Here is a 9,782-nt window from a genome sequence, read left to right as displayed (position 1 = left end):
GCGCCGAAGCTTTATCACCAGTGTCAGGAGGGGCCATGGGGGCCCAAGGGTATCTGCGCCGGCTCACCCGTCGATTGACGGAGGACCCGGAGCAACGCGATTCCGAAGAGCTGTCGGACGAAGTCGACAGCGCCGGCGCGCAGCGTGCGATCGATTGTGAGCGTGGCCAGGAGGTCACCATGATCGGCACCCTGCGCAGCGTGGAAACGAACGGCAAGGGTTGTTCCGGCGGGGTCCGCGCGGAACTGTTCGACGGCACCGACACGGTCGCGCTGGTGTGGCTGGGTCAACGCCGCATCCCCGGCATCGACTCCGGCCGCACGCTTCGGGTGCGGGGGCGGGTCGGCAAGCTCGAGAACGGGACCAAGGCGATCTACAACCCGCACTACGAAATTCAACGGTGACCGTCCCCGGCGATCGGGGAACCGTAACTAATAATCGTGTTGCCCCGGAGCGGCTGCTGACCCAGGTGGGCGGGGTGAGCGGCCTGATCTACTCGTCGCTGCCGGTGGTCGTCTTCGTCGCGGTGTCCAGCCTGTCCGGTCTGGTGGCCGCCATCGCGTCCGCGCTCGGCGTGGCGGCACTGGTGTTGGTATGGCGGCTCGTTCGCCGCGAATCCACCCAGCCGGCGTTTTCGGGTTTCATCGGCGTCGCCGTCTGCGCGCTGATCGCCTACGTCGTCGGGCAGTCGAAGGGCTATTTCCTGCTTGGGATCTGGATGTCGCTGTTGTGGGCGGTGGTCTTCGCGGTCTCGGTGCTGATCCGTCGGCCGCTGGTCGGCTACGCGTGGAGCTGGGCCACCGGCCGTGACCGCAGCTGGCGCGCCGTGTCGCGGGCCGTGTACGCGTTCGACATCGCCACGCTGTGCTGGACCGTGGTGTTCGCCGCGCGATTCGTGGTCCAGCGGCTGCTCTACGACGCCGATCAGACCGGGTGGCTCGGGGTGGCGCGGATCGCGATGGGTTGGCCGCTGACCGTGCTGGCCGCGGTGGCGACGTACGCGGCGATCAGGGCCGTGCAGCGCACCCTGCCGGCCCCGGACGAAGCCGGCGCCGCGGAGACCGCGGCCGACTAGCCTCAGAGTGCATTCATGGCTTTGAGTGTGCGGTGGTGGTTTTCAGCGTGCGTTCAGGGCGGTATTCCGGCGATTTTTCCGACCAGGCCTCACATGCAATGCCCACGATTCACATCGACGCGCCCGAGACCCTGATCGACTAGCCTGCGGGCTCCGCTTCCGGCAGCAGGAGCTTCTGCAGCTCCTCCTCGGCCTCGGTGACCGCGACGAAAAGCAGTTCGTCGCCGCCCTCGAGCGGCTCGTCGGCCTCCGGCACGATCACCCGCGGGCCGCGCAGGATCGTCACCAGCGCGACGTCCCGCGGCAGCTGCAGCCGGCGCACCGGCTTGCCGCCCCACGGCGTGTCGTCGGGAAGGGTGATCTCGACCAGGTTGGCCTGCCCGCGGCGGAATTCCATGAGCCGCACCAGATCACCGACGGCCACGGCCTCCTCGATCAGCGAGGCCAGCATCCGCGGCGTGGACACCGCCACGTCCACGCCCCACGCGTCGGTGAACAGCCATTCGTTGCGCGGATCGTTGACCCGGGCCACCACCCGCGGCACGGCGAACTCCGTCTTGGCCAACAGGCTGAGCACCACGTTGACCTTGTCGTCCCCGGTCGCGGCGACGACGACGTCGAAATCCTCCAGGTGTATCGACTGCAGCAGGCTCAACTCGCAGGTGTCGCCCAGGCGCCAGTGCGCGGCCGGGATGGCGTCGACGTCGACGTGGTCGGGGTTGCGTTCGATCAGGGTGACGTCGTGGTCGTTCTCGACCAGCTCGCGAGTGACCGAACGGCCGACCGCGCCCGCCCCGGCGACGGCTACTTTCACTTGACGGCTCCCGCCTCGAGGTCCTCACTGGGCGGCAGCGCCGCGATGGCCACCGCCTCGGCGGCGCGGCCGGAGATGGCGGCGATGTAGACCTGGTCGCCGGCCTGGATGACCGTCTTCGGCTCCGGCAACACGCCCGTGCCGAACCGGATGACGAACGCAACCCGCGCGCCGGTGGCCTGCTCCAGCTCGGTGGCGCGGTGCCCCACCCATTCCTCGTGCAGGTCGACCTCGGCCACGGCGACGGTGCCGGTCGGGTCGCGCCACTTCGCGGTCTCGCCTTCCCGGGTGAGCAGGTTGAGCAGGCGGTCGGTGGTCCACGGCACCGTGGCGATGGTGGGGATCCCGAGGCGCTCGTAGACCTCGGCGCGCTTCGCGTCGTAGATCCGGGCGACAACGCGCCGGACACCGAAGGTTTCGCGGGCCAGCCGGGCCGAGATGATGTTGGAGTTGTCCCCGGACGACACCGCCGCGAAGGCATCGGCTCCCTCGACGCCGGCCCGCAGCAGGACGTCTCGGTCGAAGCCCTGGCCCAGCACCCGCTCGCCCGCAAACTCGGGACTGAGCCGGTTGAACGCCGTGCTGTCGCGGTCGATGACCGCCACGTCGTGGCCGATTCGGGAGAGCCCGTCGGCCAATGACGAGCCCACCCGGCCGCAACCCATCACAACCACGCGCACTTAAGGTCCTTCCGGCGGATTCGGCCCGTCGACGAACATTGTTGCCTACGGAACGCTAGCAAGCCCGGGTGGGCTTACTCTTGGCTCTCGTGTCCAAACTTTCGACCGCTGCGCGCCGGCTGCTCATCGGCCGGCCCCAACGCAGCGACCGGCTGAGTCACACACTGCTGCCCAAACGGATCGCCTTGCCGGTGTTCGCCTCCGATGCGCTGTCCTCGGTGGCGTATGCGCCCGAGGAAGTCTTCCTGATGCTCTCGGTCGCGGGGGTCACCGCCTACGCGATGACGCCCTGGATCGGTCTCGCCGTGGCCGCGGTGATGCTGGTCGTGGTCGCCAGCTACCGCCAGAACGTGCACGCCTACCCGTCGGGCGGCGGCGACTACGAGGTGGTCACCACCAATCTCGGCGACACCGCCGGTCTGGTGGTCGCCAGCGCCCTGATGGTGGATTACGTTCTCACCGTTGCGGTTTCGACGGCGTCGGCGATGTCCAACATCGGCTCGGCGATCCCGGTCGTGGCGCAGCACAAGGTGCTGTTCTGCGTGGCGGCCATCCTGCTGGTGATGGCCCTGAACCTGCGCGGGATCCGGGAGTCCGGCGTGGCCTTCGCCATCCCGACCTACGCGTTCATCGTCGGGGTCCTCGCCATGATCGGGTGGGGCCTGTTCCGCATTTTCGTGTTGGGCAACCCGCTGCGGGCCGAGTCCGCCGGTTTCCAGATGCATGCCGAGCACGGCCAGGTCGTCGGTTTGGCGTTGGCGTTCCTGGTGGCGCGGTCGTTCTCCTCCGGGTGCGCGGCGCTGACGGGTGTCGAGGCGATCAGCAACGGGGTGCCGGCTTTTCAAAAACCCAAGTCGCGCAACGCGGCGACGACGCTGATGATGCTGGGCGGCATCGCGGTGACCCTGCTGATGGGCATCATCGTGCTGGCCGAGAAGATCGGGGTTCAGCTCGTCGAGGACCCCGCAACCCAGCTGGGCGGTGCCCCGCCGAACTACTACCAGAAGACGCTGGTCACGCAGCTGGCCGAGACCGTGTTCGGCAGCTTTCACATCGGGTTCCTGCTGATCGCCACGGTCACCGCGCTGATCCTGGTGCTGGCGGCCAACACCGCGTTCAACGGGTTCCCGGTGCTGGGTTCGGTTCTGGCGCAGCACAGTTACCTTCCGCGCCAATTGCACACGCGCGGCGACCGGTTGGCGTTCTCCAACGGGATCCTGTTCCTGTCCGGGGCCGCGCTGCTGGCGATCATCGCCTTCCGCGCCGAGGTGACCGCGCTGATCCAGCTGTACATCGTCGGTGTGTTCATTTCGTTCACCCTGAGTCAGATTGGCATGGTCCGGCACTGGACCCGCCTGCTGCGCACCGAGACCGACCCGCGGGTGCGGCGCAAGATGATGCGCTCGCGGGTGGTCAACACGGTCGGGTTGATTTGCACCGGCGCGGTGTTGCTGGTCGTCCTCATCACCAAGTTCGTCGCGGGGGCGTGGATCGCCCTCTTCGCGATGGGCTTGCTGTTCTTGATGATGAAGCTGATCCGCAAGCACTACCACACGGTCAGCCGGGAGCTGGAGGAGCAGGAGGCCGCCCAGCACGATGTCGTGCTGCCGAGCCGCAACCACGCCCTGGTCCTGGTGTCCAAGCTGCACCTGCCGACGCTGCGCGCGCTCGCCTACGCGCGCGCGACCCGTCCGGACACACTCGAGGCCCTCACCGTCAGCGTCGACGACGCCGAAACCCGAGACCTGGTGCACAAGTGGGAGGAAAGCGACATCAGTGTGCCGCTCAAGGTCATTGCCTCGCCCTATCGTGAAATCACCCGGCCGATACTCGATTACGTCAAGAGGATCAGCAAGGATTCGCCGCGGACCGTGGTCACGGTGTTCATCCCGGAGTACGTGGTGGGCCATTGGTGGGAGCAGGTGCTGCACAACCAGAGCGCGCTGCGGCTCAAGGGCCGGTTGCTGTTCATGCCCAACGTGATGGTGACTTCCGTTCCATGGCAATTGAATTCGTCGGAGCGCCTCAAGGCGCTGCAGCCGCACGCCGCACCCGGCGACGCCCGACGCGGAATCTTCGACTGAGCACGGCGTTGAAGCCCAACATGCTGACGCTGGTGACCGGCGCCCCGGCCAACGGGGGCAGCTGCGTGGCGCATCACGAGGGCCGGGTCGTGTTCGTCCGCTACGCCCTGCCCGGCGAGCGGGTGCGGGCGCGTGTCACCGCCGAGCGCGGATCCTATTGGCACGCAGAGGCTTTCGAGGTGCTCGAGCCGTCCGCCGATCGGGTCGAGCCGATGTGCCCCATCGCCGGTGTCGGCGGCGCCGGCTGCTGCGACCTCGCGTTCGCCGCGCCGGAGGCGGCCCGCGCGCTCAAGGCGCACGTCGTGGCCAATCAGCTGCAGCGGCTGGGCGGTCACCAGTGGAGCGGCGCCGAGGGCGCCGAGCCGCTGTCGGACTCCGGCCCGACGGGTTGGCGCACCCGGGTGCGGCTGGACGTGGGCGCGGATTGCCGGCCAGGCTTCCACCGGTATCACAGCGACGAGCTGGTGACCGACCTACGCTGCGCGCAGCTGCCGCCGGGGATGCTGGACGGCCTGGCTCGTGATTCGTCCGGGGCCGCGTGGCCCGCCGGCGCGCAGCTGCACGTGGCCGTCGACGACGACGGCCGGCGCCACGTGGTGCGCACCCTGCGCCACGGCGGGCAAACCGCGACCGCGGTGGCGGAGGGCAGCTACGAGGCGGTGCAGCGGGTGGGCGGGCGCTCCTGGCGGGTGCCGGTGACCGCGTTCTGGCAGGCGCACCGGGACGCGGCCGCGGTCTACAGCGGCCTGGTCGCCGACTGGGCGCAACCCGCCACCGGCATGACCGTGTGGGACCTCTACGGCGGCGCCGGGGTTTTCGCCGCCACGCTCGCCGACGCGGTGGGGGAGTCGGGGCGGGTCGTGACCGTCGACACCTCGCGGTCGGCGACGCGGGCCGCGCGAACCGCGCTGGCCGACCTGCCGCAGGTCGACGTCGTTACCGACTCGGTCCGCCGGGCTTTAGCGACCGCCCAGCGCGGTTCGAAAGCCGACGTCGCCGTGCTGGATCCGCCGCGCGCCGGCGCCGGGCGCGACGTCATCGACCTGCTGGCCGCCGCCGGGGTGCCGCGCGTGGTCCACATCGGCTGCGAGGCAGCGTCTTTCGCGCGCGATATCGGCCTGTACCGCGGCCACGGCTACACCGTCGAGAAGATCAAAGTTTTCGATGCGTTCCCGCTGACCCACCACACCGAGTGCGTGGCGCTGCTGACGCTTTGACGTGAATTTCCGCGTCGAGACTGCGCTCAGAGCGTGCCCGAGGGCGTTTCGCGCGATCTGTACGCAGTCTCGGCGCGAATCGTTCAGCCGAATACGAAATACCGCAGCCACAGGTAAAGCGCCGACAGCGCGGCGGAGACCGCCGTCACGACCGCGCCCTTGCGGGTGAATTCCCAAAACGAGATGGGGTTGTCGGCGCGCGCGGCGAGCCCGAGCACGATGACGTTGGCGCTGGCGCCGACGGCGGTCAGGTTGCCGCCGAAATCGGTCCCGATCGCGAGCGACCACCACAACACCCCGGGGTTGACGTGGTCGCCGAGCGCCGGGACCAGGTCGGCGACGATGGGCGCCATCGTCGCGGCGTACGGAACGTTGTTGACGACCCCGCTGATCAACATCGACGCGGCCAGGATCACCATGGTGGCCAACAGGGTGTTGCCGCCGGTCGCGGTGATCGCCAAGTGCGCCAGCTGCTTGACGACGCCCGTCTTGACCAGCGCGCCGACCATGACGAACAACCCGGCGAAGAACAGCAGCGTCTCCCACTCGACGCTGGACAGGTAGTCGGAATGTTCCAGCCGCGACACCACGATCAGGATCCCGGCGCCCAAGAGCGCGACGATGGAGGGCTCCATGTGCAGCGCCGAATGGGCGATGAACGCGGCGAACACCGCCGCCAACACGACGCCGCAGGCGATCAGCAGCCGGTGATCGCGAATGGCCTCCTTCTCTTCCAGCGACATGACGTCGGCGACCCGCTCCGGGTCGACGGCGAACGAACCGCGAAATAGGCGGGGCAGCAACACGATCAGGACGGCCATCACGATGATCACCAGCGGCGTCAGGTGCAAGAGGAAGTCGTTGAAGGTCAGGCCGGCCTTGCTGGCGATGATGATGTTGGGCGGGTCGCCGATCAGGGTCGCGGTGCCGCCGATGTTGGAGGCGAACGCCTCGGCCATCAGGAACGGCGCCGCGTTGATCGCCAGCCGGTCACACACCAACAGGGTCACCGGGGCGATCAGCAACACGGTGGTGACGTTGTCGAGCAGGGCCGACGCGATCGCGGTGACCAGCACCAGCAGGATCATCACGCGCAGGGGCGAGCCGCGGGCGCGCTTGGCGGACCAGATCGCGACGTACTCGAACACGCCGGTCTGGCGCAGCACGCTGACGATGATCATCATGCCCAGCAGCAAAAAGATGACGTCCCAGTCGATTCCGGTCTCATGCGAGTAGAAGACGTCATCGGAGTTGATGATCGGCATGGCGACGACGATCGCGGCGCCGGTGAGCGCGACCAGGGTCTTGTTGACCCGGTCGCTGGCGATCAGCGCGTAGGCGACGACGAACACGACGACCGCCACGACGCTCATCGACTGTCCCGGATGCTCAAGGCTTTTAGTGTTTGAGTGCCGCGGCCAAGAGACGCGATGCCGTGATGACGCCGACCAACGCCTGGTCTTTGACCACGGCGATCAGCGGGCTGCGCAGCCGGGCCATCACCGCGGCGACCTCGATGATGGTGTCGTCCGCGTGGGCCCACGGCACGTTAGTGAGGTGGTCGGGCAGCATGTCCCCGACGGTCTTTCCGCTCAGCTTGTCCGCGGCGCGGTCGGCCATCGACTCGTTGAGCACCCCGGCCAGCGAGGGGTCGTCCTGCACGTACTTCGGGACGATGAACCGGACCACCTGGGAGGCCGGCAGCACCGCGGAGGGCTTGCCCGACCCGTCGGTGACGACGATCCCGGGCAGCCGGTGCTCCGCGAGCAGGCGGGCGGCGTCGAGGGCGTCCGAGTCGACCGTCACGACCGGGAAGTCCTCGGCGAGTTCCTCCGCGCGCATGGGGGGAACAATAGTCGGGTAGTGATCCGGCCGCGGCTGCGTAGACTAACGGGATGCTGGAACAGATCCGCGGGCCCGCTGATCTGCAGTACCTCTCCCAACAGCAGCTCCGCGATCTGGCAGCCGAGATTCGGCAGTTCCTGATCCACAAGGTCGCTGCGACCGGGGGGCACCTCGGGCCCAACCTCGGCGTCGTCGAGCTGACGCTCGCGCTGCACCGGGTGTTCGACTCGCCGCACGACCCGATCATCTTCGACACCGGCCACCAGGCCTACGTCCACAAGATGCTGACCGGGCGCGCCCAGGACTTCGAGAGCCTGCGCAAAAAGGGCGGCCTGTCGGGGTATCCATCGCGCGCGGAGAGCGAACACGACTGGGTCGAGTCCAGCCACGCCAGCGCGGCGCTGTCCTACGCCGACGGCCTTGCCAAGGCGTTCGAGCTGAGCGGGCACCGCAACCGGCACGTGGTGGCCGTCGTCGGCGACGGCGCGCTCACCGGCGGCATGTGCTGGGAGGCGCTGAACAACATCGCCGCGTCGCGCCGCCCGGTGATCATCGTCGTCAACGACAACGGCCGCAGCTACGCGCCCACCATCGGCGGCGTCGCTGACCACCTCGCCACCCTGCGGCTGCAGCCCGCCTACGAGCACATGCTGGAAAAGGGCCGCGACGCGGTCCGCTCGCTGCCCCTGTTCGGCCAGATCGCCTATCGCTTCATGCACAGCGTCAAGGCCGGCATCAAGGACTCGCTGTCGCCGCAACTGCTGTTCACCGACCTGGGCCTGAAGTACGTCGGCCCGGTCGACGGGCACGACGAGCGCGCGGTCGAGGTGGCGCTGCGCCACGCCCGCGGCTTCGGGCGCCCGGTGATCGTGCACGTCGTCACCCGCAAGGGCATGGGCTATGGGCCGGCCCTGGACGACGAGGCCGAGCAGATGCATTCCTGCGGCGTGATCGACCCGGCCACCGGCCAGGCCACCAAGATCGCCGGGCCGGGCTGGACCGCGACCTTCTCCGACGCGCTCATCGGCTACGCCCGCAAGCGCCGCGACATCGTGGCGATCACCGCGGCGATGCCCGGGCCCACCGGGCTGACGGCGTTCGGCCAACAGTTCCCGGACCGCCTGTTCGACGTCGGCATCGCCGAGCAGCACGCGATGACGTCGGCGGCCGGCCTGGCGATGGGCGGCATGCACCCGGTGGTGGCCATCTATTCGACGTTCCTCAACCGCGCCTTCGACCAGATCATGATGGACGTGGCGCTGCACAAGCTGCCCGTCACCATGGTGCTCGATCGGGCCGGGATCACCGGCAACGACGGCGCCAGCCACAACGGCATGTGGGACCTGTCGATGTTGAACATCGTGCCCGGCATCCGGGTGGCCGCGCCGCGCGACGCGACCCGGCTGCGCGAAGAGCTGGGCGAGGCCCTGGACATCAGTGACGGGCCGACGGCGATCCGCTTCCCCAAAGGGGATGTGGGAGAAGATATTCCGGCCGTCGAGCGGCGTTCGGGGGTGGACGTGCTGGCGCTGCCCGCCGAAGGGCTGAACCACGACGTGCTGCTCGTCGGCGTCGGCGCGTTCGTGCCGATGGCGTTGGGTGTGGCCAAGCGGCTGCACAACCAGGGCATCGGCGTGACCGTGATCGACCCGCGCTGGGTGCTGCCGGTGTCCGACGGCGTCGTCGAGCTGGCGGCCCAGCACAAGCTCGTCGTCACCTGCGAGGACAACGGCGTGAACGGTGGCGTGGGGTCGGCCGTCTCGGCCGCACTGCGGCGCGCCGAAATCGACACGCCCTGCCGCGACGTCGGGCTGCCGCAGCAGTTCTACGAGCACGCCTCGCGCGGTGAGGTGCTCGCCGATTTCGGGCTGACCGACCAGGACATCGCCCGCCGCGTCACCGGTTGGGTGGCGGCGCTGGGCAGCAGTGTCGCCGAGGCCGAGATTCCGGAGCACCTCGACTAATCGGGTGTGCATTCAGGGCTTTCACTGTGCGCTCACGGCGGGATCTCGCCGATTTTTGCGCCCAGGACTCACACGCAATGCCCACGATTCACACTAATGGGCC

The 9,782-nt window shown here is 68.7% G+C and carries 9 protein-coding genes; 5 read left to right on the top strand and 4 right to left on the bottom strand.

The window, feature by feature from the left end; all coding sequences use genetic code 11:
* The first annotated feature begins 35 nt into the window (after positions 1-35).
* Both N415_RS29540 and N415_RS29535 read left to right on the top strand, forming a co-directional pair.
* Positions 36-404, top strand: coding sequence for an OB-fold nucleic acid binding domain-containing protein (locus N415_RS29540; RefSeq protein ID WP_068189609.1), 369 nt, complete (start codon positions 36-38; stop codon positions 402-404).
* Positions 401-1,075 carry a DUF3159 domain-containing protein gene (locus tag N415_RS29535; RefSeq protein ID WP_068189604.1) on the top strand — a complete coding sequence of 225 codons (675 nt, stop codon included), beginning with the start codon at positions 401-403 and terminating at the stop codon, positions 1,073-1,075. Before N415_RS29540 ends, N415_RS29535 begins: the two co-directional genes overlap by 4 nt.
* Before the next feature lie 139 nt (positions 1,076-1,214).
* Here N415_RS29535 and N415_RS29530 read toward each other — a convergent pair whose 3' ends face one another.
* On the bottom strand, positions 1,215-1,889 hold the full coding sequence (locus N415_RS29530; protein WP_067152164.1) for a TrkA family potassium uptake protein: 675 nt from the start codon (positions 1,887-1,889) through the stop codon (positions 1,215-1,217).
* The gene (locus N415_RS29525; protein WP_068107328.1) at positions 1,886-2,569 is read right to left on the bottom strand and encodes a TrkA family potassium uptake protein; all 684 of its coding nucleotides are present in this window, start codon (positions 2,567-2,569) and stop codon (positions 1,886-1,888) included. The genes N415_RS29530 and N415_RS29525 overlap by 4 nt, the downstream gene beginning before the upstream one ends.
* An 89-nt stretch (positions 2,570-2,658) precedes the next feature.
* Here N415_RS29525 and N415_RS29520 point away from each other — a divergent pair, with 89 nt between their 5' ends.
* Complete coding sequence (locus tag N415_RS29520; protein ID WP_068189602.1) at positions 2,659-4,653, top strand: APC family permease; 1,995 nt, start codon at positions 2,659-2,661, stop codon at positions 4,651-4,653.
* 20 nt (positions 4,654-4,673) lie between these two features.
* Entirely contained in the window at positions 4,674-5,870 is a 1,197-nt protein-coding gene (locus tag N415_RS29515) for a TRAM domain-containing protein (protein WP_068189598.1), read from the top strand.
* An 83-nt stretch (positions 5,871-5,953) separates the two neighbouring features.
* On the opposite strand, the gene N415_RS29510 is transcribed toward N415_RS29515, so the two are convergent.
* Together N415_RS29510 and N415_RS29505 are read right to left on the bottom strand one after the other, a co-directional pair.
* A complete protein-coding gene (locus tag N415_RS29510; RefSeq protein WP_068189595.1) occupies positions 5,954-7,243 on the bottom strand; it encodes an ArsB/NhaD family transporter in 1,290 nt (429 codons plus the stop codon).
* Between the two features lie 25 nt (positions 7,244-7,268).
* Complete coding sequence (locus N415_RS29505; protein ID WP_068107302.1) at positions 7,269-7,712, bottom strand: CBS domain-containing protein; 444 nt, start codon at positions 7,710-7,712, stop codon at positions 7,269-7,271.
* Between the two features lie 53 nt (positions 7,713-7,765).
* Between N415_RS29505 and dxs the strand changes: the two genes are divergently transcribed.
* Positions 7,766-9,679 (top strand): 1-deoxy-D-xylulose-5-phosphate synthase, encoded by a 1,914-nt coding sequence (gene dxs, locus N415_RS29500; protein ID WP_068189592.1) that lies wholly within the window; start codon positions 7,766-7,768, stop codon positions 9,677-9,679.
* Positions 9,680-9,782: the final 103 nt, after the last annotated feature.

This window comes from Mycobacterium sp. UM_CSW, assembly GCF_000455205.1.
Taxonomy (GTDB): Bacteria; Actinomycetota; Actinomycetes; order Mycobacteriales; family Mycobacteriaceae; genus Mycobacterium.
This window is presented reverse-complemented; position numbering and strand designations above follow the sequence as displayed.

What these genes read in the sequence shown, in the direction of transcription:
- N415_RS29505 (WP_068107302.1), bottom strand. Translation starts at nt 7,712, where the DNA reads ATGCGCGCGGAGGAACTCGCCGAGGACTTCCCGGTCGTGACGGTCGAC.
- N415_RS29515 (WP_068189598.1), top strand. Translation starts at nt 4,674, where the DNA reads ATGCTGACGCTGGTGACCGGCGCCCCGGCCAACGGGGGCAGCTGCGTG.
- N415_RS29510 (WP_068189595.1), bottom strand. Translation starts at nt 7,243, where the DNA reads ATGAGCGTCGTGGCGGTCGTCGTGTTCGTCGTCGCCTACGCGCTGATC.
- dxs (WP_068189592.1), top strand. Translation starts at nt 7,766, where the DNA reads ATGCTGGAACAGATCCGCGGGCCCGCTGATCTGCAGTACCTCTCCCAA.
- N415_RS29540 (WP_068189609.1), top strand. Translation starts at nt 36, where the DNA reads ATGGGGGCCCAAGGGTATCTGCGCCGGCTCACCCGTCGATTGACGGAG.